This window comes from Glutamicibacter sp. (assembly GCF_050701915.1).
Taxonomy (GTDB): domain Bacteria; phylum Actinomycetota; class Actinomycetes; order Actinomycetales; family Micrococcaceae; genus Glutamicibacter.
The window spans coordinates 111706-131909 of the sequence record NZ_JBOGEG010000006.1 but is presented as its reverse complement, the minus strand read 5'-3'; the positions used below and the strand labels follow the sequence as shown (position 1 = coordinate 131909).

General features: G+C 64.0%; 20 protein-coding genes and 1 tRNA gene. 13 read left to right on the top strand and 8 right to left on the bottom strand.

The window, feature by feature from the left end; all coding sequences use genetic code 11:
• Positions 1-38 precede the first annotated feature (38 nt).
• The 3 genes from prpB to ACRDT3_RS06645 are packed head-to-tail and all read right to left on the bottom strand — an operon-like array spanning position 39 to position 3137.
• Positions 39-968, bottom strand: a complete 930-nt coding sequence (prpB, locus tag ACRDT3_RS06655; protein ID WP_431492226.1) for a methylisocitrate lyase — start codon at positions 966-968, stop codon at positions 39-41.
• A 1-nt stretch (position 969) separates the two neighbouring features.
• A complete protein-coding gene (locus tag ACRDT3_RS06650; protein ID WP_431492225.1) occupies positions 970-2487 on the bottom strand; it encodes an MmgE/PrpD family protein in 1518 nt (505 codons plus the stop codon).
• Positions 2484-3137, bottom strand: a complete 654-nt coding sequence (locus ACRDT3_RS06645; protein WP_400290604.1) for a GntR family transcriptional regulator — start codon at positions 3135-3137, stop codon at positions 2484-2486. Before ACRDT3_RS06645 ends, ACRDT3_RS06650 begins: the two co-directional genes overlap by 4 nt.
• 187 nt (positions 3138-3324) lie before the next feature.
• On the opposite strand from ACRDT3_RS06645, the gene ACRDT3_RS06640 reads away from it, so the two are divergent.
• A complete protein-coding gene (locus ACRDT3_RS06640; protein WP_431492224.1) occupies positions 3325-5241 on the top strand; it encodes an AMP-binding protein in 1917 nt (638 codons plus the stop codon).
• Between the two features lie 13 nt (positions 5242-5254).
• Here the strand turns inward: ACRDT3_RS06640 and ACRDT3_RS06635 are convergent, their stop codons facing one another.
• Entirely contained in the window at positions 5255-6004 is a 750-nt protein-coding gene (locus ACRDT3_RS06635; protein WP_431492223.1) for a response regulator, read from the bottom strand.
• Between the two features lie 14 nt (positions 6005-6018).
• Positions 6019-7725, bottom strand: a complete 1707-nt coding sequence (locus ACRDT3_RS06630) for an ATP-binding protein (RefSeq protein WP_431492222.1) — start codon at positions 7723-7725, stop codon at positions 6019-6021.
• Between the two features lie 169 nt (positions 7726-7894).
• Here ACRDT3_RS06630 and ACRDT3_RS06625 point away from each other — a divergent pair, with 169 nt between their 5' ends.
• From ACRDT3_RS06625 to ACRDT3_RS06615, 3 genes are all read left to right on the top strand, one after another.
• Positions 7895-9193, top strand: a complete 1299-nt coding sequence (locus tag ACRDT3_RS06625) for a cation:dicarboxylate symporter family transporter (protein ID WP_431492221.1) — start codon at positions 7895-7897, stop codon at positions 9191-9193.
• 115 nt (positions 9194-9308) lie between these two features.
• Positions 9309-9920, top strand: coding sequence for a GDSL-type esterase/lipase family protein (locus tag ACRDT3_RS06620; protein ID WP_431492220.1), 612 nt, complete (start codon positions 9309-9311; stop codon positions 9918-9920).
• A gap of 9 nt (positions 9921-9929) precedes the next feature.
• Positions 9930-10373 carry a cytidine deaminase family protein gene (locus ACRDT3_RS06615; protein ID WP_431492219.1) on the top strand — a complete coding sequence of 148 codons (444 nt, stop codon included), beginning with the start codon at positions 9930-9932 and terminating at the stop codon, positions 10371-10373.
• 16 nt (positions 10374-10389) lie between these two features.
• Here the strand turns inward: ACRDT3_RS06615 and ACRDT3_RS06610 are convergent, their stop codons facing one another.
• The 3 genes from ACRDT3_RS06610 to ACRDT3_RS06600 form a co-directional block, all read right to left on the bottom strand.
• A complete protein-coding gene (locus tag ACRDT3_RS06610; protein ID WP_431492218.1) occupies positions 10390-10740 on the bottom strand; it encodes a VOC family protein in 351 nt (116 codons plus the stop codon).
• A gap of 97 nt (positions 10741-10837) precedes the next feature.
• The gene (locus ACRDT3_RS06605) at positions 10838-11431 is read right to left on the bottom strand and encodes a TIGR03086 family metal-binding protein (protein WP_431492217.1); all 594 of its coding nucleotides are present in this window, start codon (positions 11429-11431) and stop codon (positions 10838-10840) included.
• Positions 11432-11465: 34 nt separating this feature from the next.
• Entirely contained in the window at positions 11466-11846 is a 381-nt protein-coding gene (locus ACRDT3_RS06600) for a hypothetical protein (RefSeq protein WP_431492216.1), read from the bottom strand.
• A 225-nt stretch (positions 11847-12071) separates the two neighbouring features.
• On the opposite strand from ACRDT3_RS06600, the gene ACRDT3_RS06595 reads away from it, so the two are divergent.
• The 9 genes from ACRDT3_RS06595 (at position 12072) to ACRDT3_RS06555 (ending at position 20135) form a co-directional block, all read left to right on the top strand.
• Positions 12072-12929, top strand: coding sequence for a ParA family protein (locus ACRDT3_RS06595; protein ID WP_180993092.1), 858 nt, complete (start codon positions 12072-12074; stop codon positions 12927-12929).
• The gene (locus ACRDT3_RS06590; protein ID WP_431492215.1) at positions 12929-13831 is read left to right on the top strand and encodes a segregation and condensation protein A; all 903 of its coding nucleotides are present in this window, start codon (positions 12929-12931) and stop codon (positions 13829-13831) included. The genes ACRDT3_RS06595 and ACRDT3_RS06590 overlap by 1 nt, the downstream gene beginning before the upstream one ends.
• Positions 13824-14414, top strand: a complete 591-nt coding sequence (scpB, locus tag ACRDT3_RS06585) for an SMC-Scp complex subunit ScpB (protein WP_431492214.1) — start codon at positions 13824-13826, stop codon at positions 14412-14414. Before ACRDT3_RS06590 ends, scpB begins: the two co-directional genes overlap by 8 nt.
• Positions 14415-14515: 101 nt before the next feature.
• Entirely contained in the window at positions 14516-15637 is a 1122-nt protein-coding gene (locus ACRDT3_RS06580) for a pseudouridine synthase (protein WP_431492213.1), read from the top strand.
• A 3-nt stretch (positions 15638-15640) separates the two neighbouring features.
• Positions 15641-16741 (top strand): prephenate dehydrogenase, encoded by a 1101-nt coding sequence (locus ACRDT3_RS06575; protein ID WP_431492212.1) that lies wholly within the window; start codon positions 15641-15643, stop codon positions 16739-16741.
• Complete coding sequence (gene cmk / locus ACRDT3_RS06570) at positions 16723-17418, top strand: (d)CMP kinase (protein ID WP_431492211.1); 696 nt, start codon at positions 16723-16725, stop codon at positions 17416-17418. Before ACRDT3_RS06575 ends, cmk begins: the two co-directional genes overlap by 19 nt.
• A gap of 65 nt (positions 17419-17483) precedes the next feature.
• The gene (gene der / locus ACRDT3_RS06565; RefSeq protein WP_431492210.1) at positions 17484-19016 is read left to right on the top strand and encodes a ribosome biogenesis GTPase Der; all 1533 of its coding nucleotides are present in this window, start codon (positions 17484-17486) and stop codon (positions 19014-19016) included.
• 101 nt (positions 19017-19117) lie between these two features.
• Positions 19118-19191, top strand: a tRNA-Pro gene (locus ACRDT3_RS06560).
• A gap of 101 nt (positions 19192-19292) precedes the next feature.
• Positions 19293-20135, top strand: a complete 843-nt coding sequence (locus ACRDT3_RS06555) for a PhzF family phenazine biosynthesis protein (RefSeq protein WP_431492209.1) — start codon at positions 19293-19295, stop codon at positions 20133-20135.
• Positions 20136-20204 lie beyond the last annotated feature (69 nt).

The following is a 20204-nucleotide window of genomic DNA, read 5'->3' as shown; positions in this document are numbered from 1 at the left end:
GTGCCGGCCGGCGCTGGGGGTGCTAGGTGCTTGCGAGCCTAGAGGTTCGCGCTGTTGGAATCAATGTCCAGGGTTGGGACCTGGAAGTTGAAGATTCCGGTGTCGAAGCGGTTGTAGGCCTCGTAGTCCACGAGCTCGTACAAACGTGACCTGGTCAACATGTTATCCACTTCACGTGCCTGGGTGCCATCCTCGCTGATGGCATCCAGTACGCGTTCAGCCGCGCCCATGGCGCTGCGCAGCAGGGTGACCGGGTAGATGATCAGCGCGACGCCTGCATCGGCCAGTTCCTGGCGGTTGAAAAGCTCGGACTTGCCGAACTCGGTCATGTTCGCCAGTACCGGCACGTCTACCGCGTTGCATACTGCCTCGAATTCGGCGACGTTCTTCATCGCCTCCGGGAAGATCGCGTCGGCACCAGCATCGACCATCGCCTTGGCACGGTCGATCGCCGCGTCCAGGCCATCGACCGCACGGATATCGGTGCGGGCCATGATCAGGAAGTTCTCATCGATGCGAGCGTCAGCGGCAGCGGCGATGCGCTTGAGCATGGTCTCGGTGTCCACCACGTTCTTGCCATCCAGGTGCCCGCAACGCTTCGGGTTGAACTGGTCCTCGATGTGGCAGCCGGCCAGGCCAGCGTATTCGAGTTCCTGGATGGTGCGGGCCACGTTCATCGGCTCGCCGAATCCGGTGTCGGCATCCACGATCGCCGGCAGGTCCGACATGCGCGCGATCTGCCCGGCGCGGGTTGCTACCTCGGTCAGCGAGGTCAGGCCGATATCAGGAAGGCCCAGATCGTTGGCCAGGACCGCGCCGGAGATGTAGATTCCATCGAACTGCTTCTCGCTGATCAGCTTGGCCGAGAGCGGGTTGAAGGCTCCGGGGAACTGGCGTGCAGCGCCCGGGGTGAGCATCTCGCGCAGCGCAAGGCGCTTTTCTGCGGGGGTTTTGGTTGAGTACAGCATGCTAGAACAGGCCCTTCGGTGCGGCCGCGGCGTCGATGACGCCCGCTGCGGCGGCGATGTTCAGTTGATCCAATTCGCCGGCGGCCAGGTTTTCCAGGTTTTCCGCGGCTGCGATGAAGCGGTCGATCTCGGCGTCGTCCACCAGGCCGGTGGCCAGGGTGCGGAACTTGTTGATGTACTGCTCGCGGGCGAATGGCCGTGCGCCCAGCGGGTGCGCGTCGGCTACGGCAATTTCATCGGTGATCACGGTGCCATCGTTCAAGGTGATTTCCACCGAGCCGCCGAAAGCCTTCTCCGCGATATCCAGCGAGTGGTAGCGTCGGGTCCATTCGGCATCTTCTTCGGTGGTGACCTTGTTCCACAGATCCACGGTGTCGGCGCGGCCGGCACGCTCTGGCGAGTACGAATCCACGTGGTGCCATGCGCCATCCTGCAGGGCCACGGTGAAGATGTAAGGGATCGAGTGATCCAGGGTCTCGCGCGATGCGGTCGGATCGTACTTCTGCGGGTCGTTCGCTCCGGAGCCGATAACGTAGTGCGTGTGGTGGCTGGTCTTGATCAGCACCGACTTGACGTTCTCCGGGTCGGTGGCCTCCGGGTGCTCGCCGTGCAGCTTGCGGGCCAAATCGATCCAGGCCTGCGCCTGGTACTCGGCCGAGTGCTCCTTGGTGTAGGTGTCCAGGATGGCGCGCTTGGCTTCGCCAGCCTCCGGCAGTGGCACCTCGTAAGCGGCATCCTTGCCGTCAAGCATCCAGGCGATAACGCCGTCTTCGCCTTCGTAGATTGGCACTGGGGAGGTCTGGCCGCGCATCGCGCGGTCGGCAGCCTCGACGGCCATCTTGCCGGCGAAGGCCGGGGCGTGGGCCTTCCAGGTGGAGATTTCACCCTTGCGCGACTGGCGGGTGGCGGTGGTGGTGTGCAGGCCCTGGCCAACGGCCTGGAAGATGGTCTCGACATCCAGTCCCAGCAGGGTGCCGATGCCGGCAGCGGCCGATGGGCCCAGGTGCGCTACGTGGTCGATCTTGTGCTTGTGCAGGCAGATGGCCTTGACCAGGTCCACCTGGATCTCGTAGCCGGTGGCGATGCCGCGGATCAGGTCCTTGCCGGAAGCTCCGGTGTGCTGGGCAACAGCCAGGATCGGCGGGATGTTGTCGCCCGGGTGGGAGTACTCGGCAGCCAGGAAGGTGTCGTGGTAGTCCAATTCGCGCACGGCCACGCCGTTAGCCCATGCGGCCCATTCCGGGGAGACCTTCTCGGAAATGCCGAAGACGCTGGCGCCCGCACCGCCGGTGGACGGGGCGTGGGCCAGTGCCTGGGCACGGGCGGCGACGATCGGGCCGCGGTTCAGCGAAGCGATCGCGACCGAAGCATTATCGATGATGCGGTTGATGATCATGTCGGCCACTTCTGCGGTGACCTCTACCGGATCGGCAGCAACCGTGGCGATCTTATGTGCCAGCTGGTCTTCGCGAGCCAGGTTTTCCTCTGAGCGGTATACGCGTACTGGGTGGTTGATCATGGTAACTGCCTTTCTGATCCGGCCGCGTGGGCCATGATGTGGGTGAAGGATTGGTGCAGGTGAACTGTGGTGGCCGCGGCTGCGACCTCGGGGTTTCCGCTGGCGATCGCTCTCGCGATGGCCGCGTGCTCGGAGGCGGAAGCCTTAAGCCTTTCGGGATTGTCCTTGGCCATGCGCCGCACCCGTTGCAGGTTCACCCGCAAGGTGCGCAGTGCGTTGGACAAGTACTTGTTGCCAGCTGCTTCGTCGATGGACTCGTCCAGCAGCTGCACCAGCTGGTAGTAGGACTCCCGGGAGCCGGGAAGTTCCACCTCCGTGACGGCTGCTTCGAAGCGGCCGGCCAGCTGGTTGAAGGCCGATCGCTGCGCGGACTTGGCAGCTTCGCGTGCGCTGGCGCATTCCAATGCCAGGCGCAATACGAACAGGTCTTCTACGTGGTCTTCACTGACCTCGGAGACGACAGCACCGCGTCCGCGATGCTGTACCGCCAAGCCGTCGGCGACCAATCGGCCCAAGGCCTCGCGCACCGGAGTGCGGGAAACGCCCAGGCGTTCTGACTGTTCCACTTCGGCAAGAACGGTACCTGGAGCCAGCCGCCATTCGACGATGTCGGCACGGAGGCTCTCGTAAACCTTGTCGCTTGCTCTCATGGCTCCAGTGTATACATGAAACCCGAAAATATGTGAGCTGTGCCAAATTCTTTTGGGATTTTTTCGAAATATGTATACAAAGAAGTTGCGATGATGTGATCGTACTCATACAGTTAATGCCAAGAGGACGACCTCAACCACCACACAGGTGCCGGGTAATGACGCCCGGGGCCAGGAGGAGAGAACCATGGCGCAGGAATACCGTCAGGCCTTTGCCCAAGCCACCAATGACCCAGCCGCATTCTGGCTGCAAGCTGCCCAGGATATCCATTGGGACAAGGCGCCGCAGATTGCGCTGGATGATTCGCGCAAGCCGCTGCATGGCTGGTTTCCGGATGGCACGCTGAATCTTTCGGTCAACGCGCTGGACCGCCACGTTCAAGCCGGCCGCGGAAATAGCACCGCCCTGATCTACGATTCGGCAATGCTGGGCACTGTCACCGAGTACTCCTACTCCGAGCTGCTGCGCGAAGTGGAAATCTTCGCCGGGGTGCTGGCCGAACGCGGCGTGAAGACCGGGGACCGCGTGCTGGTCTACCTGCCGATGATCCCGCAGGCGGCCATCGCGATGCTTGCTTGCGCGCGCCTGGGCGCCATCCATTCGGTGGTCTTCGGCGGCTTCGCGCCCAAGGAACTGGCTGCCCGCATTACCGACTGCGCCCCGGTCGCGATCGTTACCGCCTCTGGCGGCATCGAGCCAAGCCGCCGCATCGAATACCTGCCGGCCGTGGCCGAGGCGTTGAGCCTGGCCGAGCCTGCGGTCAGGGACGTGATCGTCGCCCATCGGGATGGTTTCGGGCACTCCCTGGACGAATACCAGGGCAAGCAGGTCAACGGCCAGGAGATCAATTGGCTGGACTGGGATGAGCAGGCGAAGACCGCTTCGCCGGCCGGGCCAGTATCCGTGCCATCCACCCACCCGCTCTACGTGCTCTACACCTCGGGAACCACCGGTGCCCCGAAGGGCGTGGTGCGTGATACCGGCGGCTACGCCACTGCCTTGCAGTACTCCATGAACGCGGTCTACGACGTGCATCCGGCAGATACCATGTTCACCGCCTCCGACGTGGGCTGGGTGGTCGGCCACTCCTACATCGTCTATGCGCCGCTGATCGCTGGGGCCACCACGGTGCTCTACGAGGGCAAGCCCATCGGCACTCCGGATGCCGGTGTGTTCGGCCGCATCATCGCGGACCACAAGGTCACCACGATGTTCACCGCGCCCACCGCGCTGCGTGCGGTGCGCAAGGCCGACCCGGAAGGATCGATGATCGCCAGCCACGATCTGTCATCGCTGCGTGCGCTGTTCGTCGCCGGCGAGCGGCTGGATCCGGATACCTACCACTTCGCCTCGAAGCTGCTGGGCATTCCAGTAGTGGATAACTGGTGGCAGACCGAAACCGGCTGGCCGATCGCGTCCAACCCGCTGGGCCTGGAAGAGCTGCCTGCCAAGGCCGGTTCGCCCACCACCCCGGTACCGGGCTTCGACGTGCAGATCCGGGATGCGCTGGGCGAGCAGCTCGGCGCGAACCAGGAAGGCAACATCGTTGTCCGGCTGCCATTGCCGCCCGGCGCCTTGACCACCCTGTGGGGCAATGACCAGCGCTTCATCGACACCTACCTTTCGCAGATCGAGGGGTGCTACCTCACCGGCGACTCCGGCTTCCTGGACGAGGACGGCTACCTGTTCGTCATGGGGCGTACCGATGACGTGATCAACGTGTCCGGGCACCGCCTGTCCACCGGTGCCATGGAGCAGGTGCTCGCTAGCCATCCCGCCGTGGCTGAATGCGCGGTGATCGGCCTGGCCGATGCGCTCAAGGGCCAGCGGGCCAGCGGCTACGTGGTGCTCAAGTCCGGTGTGCAGATCGAGGAAGAAGCGCTGAAGAAGGAAATCGTCGCGCTGGTGCGCCAGCACATCGGTGCGGTGGCCGACTTCCGCGAAGTCACCGTCGTGGCCGCGCTGCCGAAGACCCGTTCGGGCAAGATCCTGCGCAAGACCATGCGGCAGATTGCCGATGGCAAGGAATACTCGGTCCCGTCGACCATCGAGGACACCGCGGTGCTCGACGAGCTGGTGCCGCTGCTGCGTCCCGAAGCCTAGGCCAAGAAAGAGCCTAGCTGCGAGAGGCTGCCCGGTATTCATATTCCGGGCGGCCTCTTGTGCCATGCCGGGGCTGCTTGACCACTGCTTTGACCTCGGCAAGATGCTCCAGGTAGCGCCGGGCGGTGACCCGGGAGATGCCGAGCTCTTCGCCGAGCTCGGTCGCTGACAGGCAGGTATTCGGCTTGCTGCGCAGGTGGTCGGTGATCTGCGCCAGCGTCTGCGGGATCAGGCCCTTGGGCAGGGAAGCCGAGGCGCTGGTGGTGCGCAGGGCCGAGAACGCATTATCCAGCGCGGCCTGGCTGGTATCCGGGCCGGTGGAGCTGATCTCGGAAATGAAACGCCGGTGGTTCTCCAATTTCTCGGTGAACGCCGCGAAGGTGAAGGGCTTGATCAGGTACTGGGTGATTCCGGTGGCTACCGCCGAACGCACCACAGCCAGGTCCCGCACCGCGGTAATAGCGATAATGTCGGTGGTCAGCCCGCGGCCTCGCATGCGCTTGGCGACGTCGATGCCGTGCAGGTCAGGCAGGGTCATATCCAGCAGGACCAGATCAAAGGGATCCTGGGCATCGCGGGCCGCGGCCAAGAGCCCGAGCGCTTGCTGGCCATTGGCGGCAATGGCGCCGGTGGCGAATCCAGGAACGCGGTTGACGTACTTGGCGTGGGAGGCCGCGGTTTCCGGCTCGTCGTCGACCACGAGCACCTTGAAGGTGTGCGCGGGGGAGCCCGGCGGGGGCGTGGCTGCATGGGACTCGTGCACGGTACCCTCCTGGGCTAGTCGCTGATTTTCAAGGGCAGGGTGACGGTGAAGATTGCTCCGGCGTCGTTATCAACGTTCATTGTGCCACCTAGCCGCAGCACCGCCTGCTGCACCAGCGCCAGCCCGAGGCCGCGCGGTTGGCCGCCGGCCTTGGTGCTGACCCCGAAGCGCAGCAGCTGATCGAGGAACTCGGGTTCAATGCCCGGGCCGGAATCGGCCACCGCGATGATCAGCTCGTCATCGGCCGCGGCCACTTCCACCCAAACCGTCGCGTCCTGGGTGCCTACCGAAGCATCCAGCGCGTTATCCAGCAGGTTGCCGACGATGGTGACGATATCGGTGGCGGCAAAGGCGTTGCTGGGAATCACGCCCTGCGCGTTGATATCGAGCTTCACGCCGCGCTCATGCGCCTGGGCGGCCTTGGCCACGAGCAGGCTGGAAAGGTAGACGTCGTCGATGGAATGCACGATCGCGTCGGTGAGCTTCTGCGAATGCTGCCGGTCATCGACCGCGAAGGCCAGCGCCTTGTCGCTCTGGCCATTTTCGATCAGCGTGGCAATGGTGTGCAGGCGGTTGGCATGCTCATGGGTTTGCGCTCGCAGGGCGGTGGAGAAGGTCTTCAGCGACTGCACTTCGCCGGCCAGCTCCTGAACTTCGGTCAAATCGCGCAGCGTCATGACCTGGCCGGTCACTGGCTGGGCACCGAACCAGCGGACCGGCAGCCGGCCGCGGCGGGGCAAGCGCGCGTTGGTCAGGCGGGCCGGGCCCTGGGAAATGGACAGCACGGTGTGGGTGCCCAAGTGGATCTCGTCCTTGCAGCTGCGTCCGGTAGCCATCAGGGCGCGCAGGGTTTCGGGGATCTGCACCTGATCGAGGTCCAATCCGCTGGAAGGCACCTCCTCGGGGAATCCGAGCAATCGGGAAGCTTCCTGGTTATAGAGCACAATGCGGTGCCGCCGGTCCAGCAGGACCAGGCCCTCGCGAACCGAGTGCAGGGCCGAGAAATAGAAGGCGTAGAGCCGGCGCAGCCCGTGCGGGCCGAAGCCCAGCGTGGCCTGATTGACGTAGCGGGAGAAGGACCATGAGCTGAAGCCCGCCAGCAACAGGGCCAGCGCCGAAACGGTCATGATCTGCGGAAGCTCGCTGCGGTAGATCGACTCCAGGCTCTCCAGCGTGATGCCCGAAGCGACCATCCCCACCAGCTCGCCGTCGTGGTAGACCGGGGCGATGGTGCGCACCGAAAGGCCCAAGGTGCCCAGGGCAACCTCGTTGTGTGTCTGGCCGGCCAGTGCCTGGTTGATGCTCCCTGAATATCCTTTGCCCAGCTGCTCGGGGTTGGGGTGGGTGACGCGCAGGGCATCGGGGGTCATGATCGTAATGAAATCCACGCCCTGCCCGCGGTCCAGGATCTTGTTGGTGTAGGGCTGCAGCTGCTCGGTGGGGCGATCCCCGGCCAGGGCCTGGGAAACGAAAGGATCGTTGGCCAGGGTGATGGAAATCGTGGCCACCGTGGCCTGCTTGTCATCCTGGATAACCTGCGCCTGGTGCTGGTAGGTGGCGACCGCCAGGCCCACGACGACGAAGATGACCACCAGCATCTGGGCGGCGAAGATGACTACGGCCAGGGACCAGCCGTCGCGGTTCAGCGGCGCGGGGGAAGCGGCATTACGGGTGGGGCGGTCCAGCGACAGGTCGGTGAAATGATCGGTCAATACGCTCATCTCCTTGTGCTGCCTGGTCCTTGTACTGTTCACCGCGTGACCAATATGAACGCAATGGAGATGCGGATCACTTCGAGCCGCACCATGGATACAGAACGATTCTACGTAATGCCGGCTGCGCAAGGGTGCACGGTCCGGTTCCATACGCTCACGAGGGTAGGACTACTCCATGGCTGTCACAGATCAGATGACGCCGGCAGGCAATTCGCCGCAGGCCGGAACGAAGAAGAAAGACAAGACCCACTGGCTGTACATCATGGTGATTGCCGCCGTGGTGCTCGGCGCAGCGGTCGGCCTGATGGCCCCGGAGGTGGGCAAGGCCCTGAAGCCGCTGGGCACCGGATTTGTCGCGCTGATCAAGATGCTGATCGCGCCGGTCATCTTCTGCACCATCGTCCTCGGTGTTGGTTCCATCGCCAAGGCGGCTACCGTGGGCAAGGTCGGCGGCCTGGCGCTGCTGTACTTCATCACCATGTCCACCTTTGCGCTGGCCATCGGCCTGGTCGTCGGCAACATCATCCACCCCGGTTCGGGGCTGAAGCTCGAACCGTATGAGGCAGGTTCGGGCGGCGGGGAAAACTCCACCGTGGCCTTCCTGATGGAAATGATTCCCGGCGACATCCCCGTGCTGCCTACCTTGGTGCTGGCCCTGCTGGTCGGCTTCGCGCTGCAGTCCATGGGCAAGACCGGTGAGTCTGTGCTCAACGGAGTCAAGCACATCCAGGCGGTGGTCTTCCGCCTGATGATGATGATCATGTGGGCTGCCCCGATCGGTGCCTTCGGCGCCATTGCCGCCGTGGTCGGCGCTACCGGCTGGGCTGCCATCGGCTCGATGGCGATCCTCATGGGTGCCTTCTACGTCACCTGCGCGCTATTCATCGTCGTCATCCTCGGCTCCCTGTTGCGCCTGGTCACCGGCCTGAACATCTTCCTGCTGCTGAAGTACCTGGCTCGCGAATACCTGCTGATCTTCTCCACCTCTTCCTCCGAGTCGGCACTGCCGCGCCTGATCGCCAAGATGGAGCACGCAGGGGTGTCCAAGCCCGTCGTCGGCATCACCGTGCCTACCGGCTACTCCTTCAACCTCGATGGCACCGCGATCTACCTGACCATGGCAGCACTATTCGTCTCAACCGCCATGGGCATGCCCATGAGCCTGGGCGAGCAGATCGGCCTGCTGGTCTTCATGATCATCGCTTCCAAGGGCGCTGCCGGCGTGACCGGCGCCGGCCTGGCAACCCTGGCAGCCGGCCTGCAGTCGCACCGCCCGGAGCTGATGGACGGCATGGGCGTGATCGTGGGCATCGACAAGTTCATGTCCGAGGCCCGCGCGCTGACCAACTTCACCGGCAACGCCGTGGCAACCCTGCTGATCGGCAAGTGGACCAGGGAAATCGACATGGACCAGGCCAAGGCCGTGCTGGCGGGCAGCCGTCCATTCGACGAAAGCAGCGTCGAAGGCCACTAGAACCTTCCGGGAAATCCGTTATCCGACACGTTCGGGTAGCGGATTTTCTGCGTCCGGGCGCCTTTGGCAAGATGGGGCCTAGCCGGGCGCAGCAGCCAGCAGGTGGAGGGGCATCATGGGTTCAGCGGTACGAGTTTGCTTTGTCGGCGATTCCTTTGTCGCAGGAGTCGGCGATGAAACCCATCGCGGATGGGCAGGGCGGCTGATCGCCCGGGGAATCGAACGAGGCCATGGGATCACCGGCTACAACCTCGGTGTTCGCGGCGATACCAGCGCCATGGTCCGGCAGCGATTCGAAGCTGAATGCGCCGCGCGTTTTCCGCCAGGGGATTACGCGGCAGGCGTGGTGCTCTCCTTCGGGGTCAACGACGTTATTCGCTGGGACGCGAAGCCGCGGGTGGCTGCGGGAGAACGGATCCAGAACCTCGCGGCCATCCTGGATGCGGCGGAGGAACGCAGCTGGCCGGTTCTCATGATCGGTCCGCCGCCGATCGCCGATGATGCGTTGAACGCGGAACTTCGCGAGCTGGACGCGCAAATGCAGGCACGGTGCGCGTCGAGGAATGTGCCTTATCTAAGCGTGCTTGGCCAGCTCGCGGGCCATGAGCTATGGTGCCGGGAAGTGGCCGCCGATGATGGAGCGCACCCGCGCGCAGCAGGCTACGGCTTGTTGGCTGGGTTGGCCAGCCGGGCTTGGGATGCGTGGCTTGGGCAATTGGGCAGCTAGGCTGGTGCAATGAACGGGACACCGCACCAGGCGCAGTATCGCGAACTGGCAGATGCCGAAGAAGAACTAGTCGGGCTTGCCCGGCGGACCATTGAGGCAGCAACCGACGCGCCCGATGGCGGCGACGGGGTGCACACCATGGGTGCCGCGGTGCTGGCTGCCGATGGCACCATGCACGCGGGCGTGAATTTCTACCATTTCACCGGAGGCCCCTGTGCAGAGCTCGTGGCCTTCGGGGCGGCCCGTGCCGCCGGGGCAGTGAATCCGCAGGTGGTTGTGGCGGTGGGCAACCAGGGGCGCGGAATCAAAAGCCCGTGCGGGCGCTGCCGCCAGGTGATGGCTGATAGCTACCCGTGGCTGCGGGTGATCGTCGATACCCCGGCCGGGGCGCGCAGCATCGGCATTCGAGAGCTTCTGCCGTTGTCTTTTGACTGGTTGGCCGAGCAAGCCTGAGAGCTTGATGCCCGGATCAGCGCGAGAGGCCTGCCAAGGGCGAAGCGAGCACCACCCGGTTGCCGTCGGGATCCTCCAGCTGCAGGATCCGTGCTCCGCCGCCGGGCTGCGGGCCGTGATGCCCGATGCCCGAATCCAGCAGGCGCGCGGCCTGGGCATCGAGGTCGGCCACTTCCAGGACCAGCGTGCTGTGCCCGGCGCGTTCGGGCTCCGCGAAAACCTGGACCCCGAACCCCGGGGCCAGATGCCATTCGAGCAGTCCGTCCATGGGCCGCTGGTCCGGGGCCCTGTTGAAGAGCCGGGCGTACCAGTGCTCGGCCCGGGCCAAATTGGATACCGTGCAATTGCTGAGCATTCCCGTGAACATCTGCCTCGCCCCTTATGCCGCCAGCTACCGACGCGTGTGGAACCATTCGACCACCGGGACGCGCCAGGTTCAAGAACTTGTCCGGATAGCCAGCGAATTATCGGGCTGGGCGCCAGGGCACTGGCCGGCCGAGGAAGGCGGCGAGCCGGTCCAATGCCGGCGCAGGGCCACTGATCGGCTGCGGGGGATCGAAGCGCCCGGCGCGTGGGGCTCCGGAAAGTTGCCCGCTGGCGAACTCCAAGGCCTGCTCGGCCGAGGACTCCAAGGCAGGATCATCCTCCAATGCCTGGCCGGTGGCTTGGGCCAGGTCCCAGAGGTGGGCGAGCAGATCGTACAGGCGGATCTGCAGCCGCTCGAGTCCGCTCGCTGTACCCATGGGACCCTGGAAGCTTTGCCCAAGCACGCCCGGGGCGCTGAAGGCGTCGAGCAGCAGCTGCGCGGAGCGGGCATAGGCGCCGGATGGGTCGGACCCCAGCACGTCGGCATCCCGGGATGGCGGGCGCTGCCCGGACAGCAATGCCGCGAAGACCAGATTCATGCCCACCACATGCGCGAGCAGGTCGCGCACGGTCCAATCGGTGCATGGCGTGGGCGCGTCCCACTGCGGGGCCGCGATGCTTTCGACGAGCTGGCCGCCGAACCACAATGCGTGCTCCAGCGAATCAACCAGGGGCTGGGAATCCTTGTTCATGATGATTCCAGTGTTCGGCCCAGAAGCACGCAGGTCAATGGCCGGCCGTGGTGAGCAGGTGCTGCAGGCGCGGGCCGAACCGCACTTCATGTTCCAAATTCATCAACACGTCGACGGGCAGATGTATCTGCTGGGTGCCTAGGAAGGAACGGATGTACTCCCAATAAGCGTGCAGCTCCTCGGCCGGTGTCCACCCCCTTGCCGGTTCATCCGGGCCCACCGCAACCAGCGAGGTTTCGCGGATTTCGGCCGGCGTCACCTGCGCCCATTCTCCGCTGGTGGACCATCCGCGGTCGTCGAGCACCACGATGGATTGCCCATCGTCCAGTTGGGCCTGGAAGAGCACGCGGACCCTTACCTGCTCGCTGCCTGGCTCGGCTTCGGCCAAGCTGACGAACTTTTCAATGGTGCGCATCGCGACCTTTCCGTAAATGCCAGACTGCGTTCAGCTCGCATACAACATTAGAGCTAAGGTTCAAGGTAAAGGCTCGCCGTGAAAGAACCCAAAAAACCAAGTTCTTTTGCTTCGACCGATAACCTTGAAATGAGCTTACAGCTCGAAGAATTAGGTTTATCGAACGGGAAGTGTGGTTGACCCATCGTGAGCGAGGATCAGGGAAATAAGTACCGCGGAGCGGGGATGCTCAAGGAGCCTCGCCCGGTGGGTCCTACTGGCAAGCCATTGACAGATTTCCCCGTGCCCGCACCGTTGCCATCGCATGGCCCGGCACGCGTGATCGCCATGGTGAACCAGAAGGGTGGCGTAGGCAAGACCACCTCCACCATCAATCTCGCCGCCGCGCTCGCCGAGTACGGCCGCAAGGTGCTGCTGGTGGACTTCGACCCGCAGGGCGCGCTGTCTGCCGGCTTCGGAACCAACCCGCATGAAATGGACATCACCGTTTACAACGTGCTGATGGACCGCAAGGTGAAGATCACCGACGCCATCGTGAAGACCGACGTCGAGAACATCGATCTGCTGCCAGCCAACATCGATTTGTCCGCTGCCGAGGTGCAGCTGGTCAACGAGGTCGCCCGCGAGCAGGTGCTGGAACGTGCGCTGCGCAATGTCATCGACGACTACGATGTGGTGCTCATCGACTGCCAGCCATCGCTGGGCCTGCTGACCATCAATGCGCTCACTGCGGCCCACGGCGTGATCATCCCGCTGACCGCAGAGTTCTTCGCGCTGCGTGCGGTGGCACTGCTGATGGAAACCATCGACAAGGTCAAGGACCGCCTGAACCAGGTGCTGGAGCTGGATGGCGTGGTGGCCACCATGTACGACGCCCGTACCCTGCACAGCCGCGAGGTCATCACCCGCCTGGATGAGGCCTTCGGGGACAAGCTCTTCGAGACCGTTATCAAGCGCACCATCAAGTTCGCCGACGCGAACGTGGCCGCCGAACCGATTACTTCCTACGCTGCCAACCACCCGGGCGCTGAGGCTTACCGCAATCTCGCCCGCGAACTGATTTGGCGTGGTGGTGCCCCGTAATGAGCGCCACGCTCAGCGAAGAAGCCGCCACCGATTCCACCACGCCAGCAGGAGCTGAGCAGGAATCGGCTGGCGGTTTTCGCCTTGCCCTGCAGAATTTCAACGGGCCCTTTGATGTTCTGCTGCACCTGATTACCAAGCGCGAGCTGGATATCACTGAGGTCGCATTGGCAGAGGTCACCGACGAATTCATCGCCTACCTGCGTGAACTGCAAGCCACCAGCGCCGCGGATGGCAGCGACGGAATGAAGGTGCTCGATGAAACCACCGAATTCCTCGTGGTCGCCTCCACGCTGCTGGATTTGAAGGCAGCCCGCCTGCTGCCGCGCGGCGAAATGGCCGATGAGGAGGACTTCGAACTGCTCGAAGCCCGCGACCTGCTTTTCGCACGCCTGCTGCAGTACAAGGCCTTCAAGCAGGCCGCCGAGATATTGGGCGAACGCTACGCGATCGAGGGAGCGCGCCATCCCCGCGAAGTCTCGCTGGAACCGCAGTTCGCGGCCCTGCTGCCGGAGCTGGTTTTCAGCATCGGGCCCCACGCGCTGGCCGCGATGGCGGCCAAGGCGCTGGCGCCGAAGCCCGAACCGGTGACAGAGGTTGGTATCGGGCACCTGCACGGGGCGAACGTCACCATTGCCGAGGAAGCCGATGCGATCACCGCCCTGCTCGAGGCCCGCGGCACGCTGGCTTTCACCGAGCTGGTGGCAGACGCGGATGCGCAGCTGGTGGTGGTCGTGCGTTTTCTGGCATTGTTGGAGATGTTCAGGCAGAAAGCCATTAGCTTTGCGCAGGAAGATCCGCTTGGCCCGCTGCTGATCTCGCTGATCCAGGAGTCCAGCTTCGATGCGCAGGCCGTGCAAGACGACTACGAGGGGAGTGCTGGTGAGGTGAATCATGAGTGAGATTGCACCCATTGACCAGCTGCCAGGAGGCCTGGAATCGGGCCTTGAAGCGGTGCTGATGGTCGCCGATATCCCCGTATCTTCGGCACGTTTGGCCGAAATCTTCGAAGTCCCCACCGCCAGGGTTGCCGCCGCTTTGGAGAAGCTTGCTACCGAGTATGATGGTAAGGATCGCCCGCGCGGATTTGAACTGCGTCGCGTCGCCTCCGGGTGGCGCTTCTATTCGCGGGCCGATTACGCCGATTTCGTCTCCAGTTATGTGCTCGACGGGCAGACAGCACGCCTGTCACAGGCCGCCCTAGAAACCCTGGCTGTCATCGCTTACCGACAGCCGGTCTCGCGTGGACGTATTTCGGCGATTCGAGGTGTCAACGTCGATTCAGTGGTGCGCACGCTGCTCACCCGCGGATTGATCACGGAGTATCCGGAAGTTGGAGATGGCGGAGCGACGCTGTACCAAACCACCGAATACTTCCTGGAACGACTGGGACTGGGCTCGCTTGATGAGTTGCCTGCGCTGTCCCCGTATCTTCCCGGGGTGGCCGATCTCGAATCGCTCGATTCGGCAACCTACGACGACTAGGTAGCTGCCAGCCGGCAGCTACACCGGACCAACCACGCGTGAAGCCCCAAGACTGGCGGGCTCGCGCAGCGAACACGTAACAGCAAGGGACACAGGCAAGCATGAGCAGGGGATCATCCTCCGGCCGCAACGAACGCGGCAACAATTCAAACTTCGGCGGCAAGCCAGCAGGCGGCCGCAACAGCACCGGTGGCAAGTCCGGTGGCAAGGCCTACGGCAAGCCAAGCGGTGCGGGCCGCACCGGTGGCAAGTCCTTCGGCGAGAAGCCATTCGGCGAGAAGCCATATGGCAAGTCCGCCTCGGGCAAGCCAGGGGAAAAGTCGAATTCGGCCAAGCGCAACACCTCGGCACCACGCAAGAACTCCGAGCGTGCTTTCGGCAAGGAACGCTTCGGCAACTCCGTGCCGACCAACTATGCGCGCCCGACCCAGCGCGCCCGCGCCCAGGCCCGTGCCGAAAACCAGGCAGCCCGCGAGATCTACGGCGAGCAGCAGGACGGCATCCGCCTGCAGAAGGCCATGGCCAACGCCGGGGTGGCATCGCGCCGCGTCTGCGAGGAGATGATCCTCGAAGGCCGCGTCGAGGTCAACGGCAACCTGGTCGTCGAGCTGGGTTCCCGCGTGGATCCAGCCAAGGACCGCATCCACGTCGATGGCATGCGCATCCAGATGAACCAGGCAAACCGCTACTTCGTCTTCAACAAGCCGAAGCACGTGATGTGCACCATGGATGACCCAGAGGGCCGCCGCACCATCGCCGACTACTTCAAGAACGAGCACCACTCGCTGCGCTTGTTCCACGTTGGCCGCCTGGACTACAAGACCGAAGGCGTCTTGATCCTGACCAACGACGGCGAGCTGGCCAACCGCCTGCAGCACCCCAAGTACGAAGTCCCGAAGACCTACCTGGTGCAGATCCCCGGCCCGCTGCCGCGTGCGGTGAGCAACCAGCTGCGCGAGGGAATCAAGCTCGAAGATGGCTGGATCAAGGTCGATGACCTGAAGATCATTGCCACCACCCCGAAGCACGTGATGGTCGAGGTGACCCTGCACTCGGGCCGCAACCGCATCGTGCGCCGCATGTTCGACGCCGTGGGCCACCCGGTTCAGCGCCTGGTGCGCGTCGCCGTGGGTCCGGTGCTGCTGGGCGACCAGAAGCAGGGCACCATCCGCTCCCTGGGCAACCAGGAAGTCGGGCACCTCATGGCCATGGTGGGGATGTAGCCCATGGCGTCTTCTCACCTTGCAGGCCCGGTGCTGGTCATCGGCACCGGCTTGCTGGGCACCTCGGTGGGATTGGGCCTGCGCGCCAAGGGCGTGCACGTCTACCTGTCGGATATTTCGCCGACCGCTGCCGGAGTGGCCCAGGACATTGGCGCCGGGGTGCTGCTGGAGCACCAGCAGATCGCCCCGGAACTGGTCGTGATCGGCGCTCCACCGGATGTCACCTCGGCTCTGGTGGGCGACGCGCTGCTGGCCTATCCGAACGCGGCCGTGGTGGACATCGCCAGCGTCAAGGGCTCGATCCTGGCCGGCGTGCTGGCGGACGAGCGGCTGGGCGAGGCTGAGACTTCCCGCTATGTGGGAACCCACCCGATGGCTGGCCGGGAGAAGTCCGGACCGGCCGCGGCCCGTGGCGAATTGTTCACCTCCATGCCGTGGGTCATCTGCGCCCATGAAGGCGCGCAGGCTTCGCGGGTCAAGGCCGCCGAATCCCTGGCCATCGACCTGGGCGCGACCATGTACCGGATGAGCGTGACCGAGCACGATGAGTCCGTCGCGCTGATCAGCCACTTCCCGCAAGCGGCCAGCTCGATGATCGCCTCGCGCCTGCTGAACGCCGAAAGCCACCAGCTGGCCTTGGCGGGCAACGGGCTGCGCGACACCACGCGCATCGCGGCCAGCGACGAGAAGCTCTGGATCCAGATCTTCTCGCACAATGCCGCCGCGCTGGTGCCGATCCTGACCGGGATGAAGGAAGACCTGGACCGGCTGATCAGCACGCTGCAAAACCCTAAGGGCCCCGGCGCGCTGCTGGACCTCTCGGCGCTGATGACCGAAGGCAACGCCGGCAAGGCCCGGATTCCGGGCAAGCACGGCGCACCGCCGCAGGCGTTCGCCTTGGTCACCGTCGTGATCGATGACCGGCCAGGGCAGATCGCCCAGTTGCTGACCGAAATCGGCGACGCGCAGATCAACATCGAGGATTTGCGCATGGAGCACTCCGCTGGCCATCAGGTCGGCATGGTGGATGTTTCGGTCGTGCCCGGCCGGCGCGATGAATTGATAGACGTATTGACCAAGAACGGATGGAAGGTAGCCCAGTGAGCACCTTGAACAACGACAAGCTTGTTATTGCCATCGACGGCCCTAGCGGCTCCGGCAAGTCCTCGGTCTCCAAGGCCGTCGCCCGCAAGCTGGGCGCAGCCTACCTGGACACCGGTGCCATGTACCGTGCGATTACCTACTCGGTGCTCGCCGATGGCACCGACCTGTCCAACGCCGACGCCATTGCCGCCGCCGTGCGCGATGCCAAGCTGTCCATCTCGGTTGATCCGGATGCTGAACTGGTTGAAATCGGCGGCGTGGATGTCACCGCGGCGATCCGCGAACCACGCATCTCCGAGCAGGTTTCCACCGTGGCCACCAACCTGGACGCGCGTGCCGAACTGGTCCGCCGCCAGCAGGAAATCATTGCGGCCAACACCCGCATCGTGGCCGAAGGCCGCGATATCACCACCGTGGTCGCCCCGGATGCCGATGCGCGCATCCTGCTGACCGCATCGGAAGAAGCCCGCCTGCGCCGTCGCGGCCTGCAGCTGGGCGGAACCCAGAACGAGTCGCAGCTGGCAACCCAGGTGCTGGCGCGCGATGCGAAGGACTCCACCGTGGTGAATTTCACCCAGGCTGCCGATGGGGTCATGACCGTTGACTCCTCGGACCTGGATTTCGAGCAGACCATCGACGCAGTGCTTGACGCAGTCAGCACTGCAACGAAAAACTAGCCTAAAGCTGGTGCCCATCCTCGGCGAGAGCCGATGAAGATTACGATCGCTGTGAAGGGAAAATCATGAGCGAGAACAACTCCACCCACGACGAGGAATACATCCCCGTTGGAGACGACGATATCGCCGAGCGCCTGGCCGAACTGAGCGAGGAAGAGGCCGCGGTTCGCGCCCAGGCCTTGCTCAGCGGACTGGAAGACTACGAACTGGACGAAGAGGACTCCGCCCTGCTTGCAGGCCTGGATAACTTCGATGACGACGATGAAGACGTCGTCATTCCACCGGTCCTGGCTGTTATCGGACGCCCTAACGTCGGCAAGTCCACCTTGGTCAACCGCATCCTCGGCCGCCGCGAAGCGGTAGTAGAGGATACCCCGGGCGTCACCCGCGACCGCGTGTCCTATTCCGCCGAGTGGCTGGGCCGCCCGTTCACCATCGTTGATACCGGTGGCTGGGAGCACGATGCCAAGGGCATCCACGCATCGGTTGCCGACCAGGCGGAAATCGCTGCCGACGTCGCTGACGCCATCCTCTTCGTGGTCGACTCCCATGTGGGCGCCACCGCAACCGATGAGGCTGTGGTGAAGATGCTGCGCAAGAAGGGCAAGCCGGTCTTCCTGGTGGCCAACAAGGTCGACGACTTCAACCAGGAAGCCGAGGCCGCCGCGCTTTGGGGACTGGGCTTCGGCCAGCCATGGCCAGTCTCGGCCCTGCACGGCCGCGGCACCGCCGACCTGCTGGACGCCGTGATGGAGAAACTGCCGGCCCATTCGGCTTTCGGCGGCATGATCCCATCGGGCGGTCCACGCCGCATTGCGCTGATCGGCCGCCCGAATGTGGGCAAGTCCTCGCTGCTGAACAAGGTGGCAGGCTCCGAGCGCGTGGTTGTCGACGATCTGGCCGGCACCACCCGCGACCCGGTGGACGAACTCGTTGAGCTGGGCGGTGAAATCTGGCGCTTCGTGGATACCGCGGGTATCCGCCGCCGCCAGCACATGGCCGTCGGCTCGGACTACTACGCGTCGCTGCGTACCCAGACCGCGCTGGAAAAGGCCGAAGTCGCCGTCATCCTCCTGGCTGCCAATGAAACCATCTCCGAGCAGGACGTGCGCATCATCCAGCTGGCCATCGAAGCCGGCCGCGCGATGGTCATCGTCTACAACAAGTGGGATGAGGTGGACGAGGACCGCCGCTACTACCTGGACCAGGAGATCGAGCGCGACCTTGCCCATATCGAGTGGGCACCGCGCGTGAACATCTCGGCGAAGACCGGCTGGCACAAGGACAAGCTCGTTCCAGCACTGGATACCGCGCTGGAATCCTGGGACAAGCGCATTCCAACCGGCAAGCTGAACGCCTTCCTGGGCGAACTTGTCGCAGCCCACCCGCACCCTGTGCGCGGCGGCAAGCAGCCACGCATCCTGTTCGGCACCCAGGCTTCGGCCCGTCCGCCGCGCTTCGTGCTGTTTACCACCGGCTTCCTGGATCCAGGCTACCGCCGCTTCATCACCCGCCGGCTGCGCGAAACTTTCGGTTTCGAAGGCAGCCCAATCGAGGTTTCGATGCGAATCCGCGAGCGCCGCGGACGCAATCGCTAAATTTCGAATCTAGCCCTTCACTTGGTGTAGGCTAATAAAGGAGCTTTTCGCAGACGGCACCCTTGGTTCTCACGACTCGGGGATAACGGCTGCGAGGGCATCGGGCTATGGCGCAGCTTGGTAGCGCGCCTCACTGGGGGTGAGGAGGCCGTGGGTTCAAATCCCGCTAGCCCGACTATCCAATCGGTAAACCCCGTCGAGATTTCCTCTCGGCGGGGTTTTGCCGTGCCTCCCCAGAATTCCACACCCCACGGCGCACTTTCGGAAGATGGTCCAATGCAACGCAGATTCCAGCAGGTCGATGTCTTCAGCACTACCCCGTACAAGGGCAACCCCTTAGGCGTGGTGCTCGATGGGGAAGGACTGGATGCCGAGTCGATGCGCGACTACTCGCTGTGGTCCAACCTCTCGGAGGTCACCTGCATCCTGCCGGCGCGCAACGAGCAGGCCGATTACCGTTTCCGGATCTTCGCCCGCGACCGCGAATACCCGTTTGCCGGTCATCCCGCGCTGGGCACTGCACGTGCCTGGCTGCAAGCTGGGGGAGTGCCGCGGGATCCGAGGCAGCTGGTCGCGGAATGCGAAGCAGGCCTGGTACCGATCAGAATTGACGGCGAAGTACTGTCCTTCGCCTCGCCTGCAGCCACGCGAACCGGTGTCATCCAGCAGCGTGAGCTCGATGAAATGATCCAGATCCTGGGCATTGGCCGGGACCAGGTGGTGGACTCGCAATGGGTGGATAACGGACCTGGCTGGGCCGCCATATTGCTGGAAAGCTCCCAGCAAGTTCTGGATATCGTGCCGCGGATTTCGCACCAGCCGGGCCGCTGGAAGATCGGGGTCATTGGCGCTTTGCCGCCCGGCTCGGCGCCTGGGAAATTCGAGGTTCGTGCCCTCAGCGTTGAAAACGGCGCCTTGCGCGAGGATCCGGTTACCGGAAGCCTGAATGGAGCGGCCGCGCAATGGCTGATCGCCGCCGGGCACGCTACCGCGCCGCTGGTAAACCGGCAGGGCGCGAAAGTCGGACGCGACGGGCAGGTGCATTTGAACATTGCCGACGGGCAACTGTGGGTTGGCGGTGCCACGAACGTACTGATCGCTGGCAGCATCGATCTATAGCCCGCCATCCCTTGCCAGCGATGAACCGATGGCATTAGCCTTGGAAGATGGGCACGATAATTCATGGGA

What these genes read in the sequence shown, in the direction of transcription:
- prpB (WP_431492226.1), bottom strand. Translation starts at nt 968, where the DNA reads ATGCTGTACTCAACCAAAACCCCCGCAGAAAAGCGCCTTGCGCTGCGC.
- ACRDT3_RS06650 (WP_431492225.1), bottom strand. Translation starts at nt 2,487, where the DNA reads ATGATCAACCACCCAGTACGCGTATACCGCTCAGAGGAAAACCTGGCT.
- ACRDT3_RS06645 (WP_400290604.1), bottom strand. Translation starts at nt 3,137, where the DNA reads ATGAGAGCAAGCGACAAGGTTTACGAGAGCCTCCGTGCCGACATCGTC.
- ACRDT3_RS06640 (WP_431492224.1), top strand. Translation starts at nt 3,325, where the DNA reads ATGGCGCAGGAATACCGTCAGGCCTTTGCCCAAGCCACCAATGACCCA.
- ACRDT3_RS06630 (WP_431492222.1), bottom strand. Translation starts at nt 7,725, where the DNA reads ATGAGCGTATTGACCGATCATTTCACCGACCTGTCGCTGGACCGCCCC.
- ACRDT3_RS06625 (WP_431492221.1), top strand. Translation starts at nt 7,895, where the DNA reads ATGGCTGTCACAGATCAGATGACGCCGGCAGGCAATTCGCCGCAGGCC.
- ACRDT3_RS06620 (WP_431492220.1), top strand. Translation starts at nt 9,309, where the DNA reads ATGGGTTCAGCGGTACGAGTTTGCTTTGTCGGCGATTCCTTTGTCGCA.
- ACRDT3_RS06615 (WP_431492219.1), top strand. Translation starts at nt 9,930, where the DNA reads ATGAACGGGACACCGCACCAGGCGCAGTATCGCGAACTGGCAGATGCC.
- ACRDT3_RS06610 (WP_431492218.1), bottom strand. Translation starts at nt 10,740, where the DNA reads ATGTTCACGGGAATGCTCAGCAATTGCACGGTATCCAATTTGGCCCGG.
- ACRDT3_RS06605 (WP_431492217.1), bottom strand. Translation starts at nt 11,431, where the DNA reads ATGAACAAGGATTCCCAGCCCCTGGTTGATTCGCTGGAGCACGCATTG.
- ACRDT3_RS06600 (WP_431492216.1), bottom strand. Translation starts at nt 11,846, where the DNA reads ATGCGCACCATTGAAAAGTTCGTCAGCTTGGCCGAAGCCGAGCCAGGC.
- ACRDT3_RS06595 (WP_180993092.1), top strand. Translation starts at nt 12,072, where the DNA reads ATGCTCAAGGAGCCTCGCCCGGTGGGTCCTACTGGCAAGCCATTGACA.
- ACRDT3_RS06590 (WP_431492215.1), top strand. Translation starts at nt 12,929, where the DNA reads ATGAGCGCCACGCTCAGCGAAGAAGCCGCCACCGATTCCACCACGCCA.
- scpB (WP_431492214.1), top strand. Translation starts at nt 13,824, where the DNA reads ATGAGTGAGATTGCACCCATTGACCAGCTGCCAGGAGGCCTGGAATCG.
- ACRDT3_RS06580 (WP_431492213.1), top strand. Translation starts at nt 14,516, where the DNA reads ATGAGCAGGGGATCATCCTCCGGCCGCAACGAACGCGGCAACAATTCA.
- ACRDT3_RS06575 (WP_431492212.1), top strand. Translation starts at nt 15,641, where the DNA reads ATGGCGTCTTCTCACCTTGCAGGCCCGGTGCTGGTCATCGGCACCGGC.
- cmk (WP_431492211.1), top strand. Translation starts at nt 16,723, where the DNA reads ATGGAAGGTAGCCCAGTGAGCACCTTGAACAACGACAAGCTTGTTATT.
- der (WP_431492210.1), top strand. Translation starts at nt 17,484, where the DNA reads ATGAGCGAGAACAACTCCACCCACGACGAGGAATACATCCCCGTTGGA.
- ACRDT3_RS06555 (WP_431492209.1), top strand. Translation starts at nt 19,293, where the DNA reads ATGCAACGCAGATTCCAGCAGGTCGATGTCTTCAGCACTACCCCGTAC.